This is a genomic window from Limisphaera ngatamarikiensis (genome assembly GCF_011044775.1).
In the GTDB taxonomy this organism is placed as follows: domain Bacteria; phylum Verrucomicrobiota; class Verrucomicrobiia; order Limisphaerales; family Limisphaeraceae; genus Limisphaera; species Limisphaera ngatamarikiensis.
The window spans coordinates 38355-38642 of sequence record NZ_JAAKYA010000089.1 but is presented as its reverse complement, the minus strand read 5'-3'; the positions used below and the strand labels follow the sequence as shown (position 1 = coordinate 38642).

Genomic DNA, 288 nt, shown 5'->3' with positions numbered 1-288 from the left:
GCCGGTGTTTTCTTTGGAAAAGCCGTAACGGGCCGGTTGGTGTGCGGGAGCGGAGCGTTGGCGAGGTGGACGACGGCCGGGGAACTGATTAGCGAGCAGTGGGTGGGGGGTGAGCTGGACGGGGTGCGGGTGACCAACGTGGTTGACGCGTTGGGCCGGCGGCTGGCGCAGGAGGTCTGGCGCGGCGGCACGCTGCTGAGCCGGGTGAACTACAGCTGGGGCGGGGGCGATCGGCTGATGAGCGTGGCCGATGATTCCGGGCACGGGGCCGAGTACGCATGGGAGCCT

Annotated in this window: 1 protein-coding gene; it reads left to right on the top strand. The window is 69.1% G+C overall.

Going from position 1 to position 288, the window contains the following annotated elements:
• Positions 1 to 57 precede the first annotated feature (57 nt).
• The coding region (locus G4L39_RS13595) for a hypothetical protein (RefSeq protein WP_205881024.1) at positions 58 to 288 on the top strand (231 nt) is incomplete at its 3' end.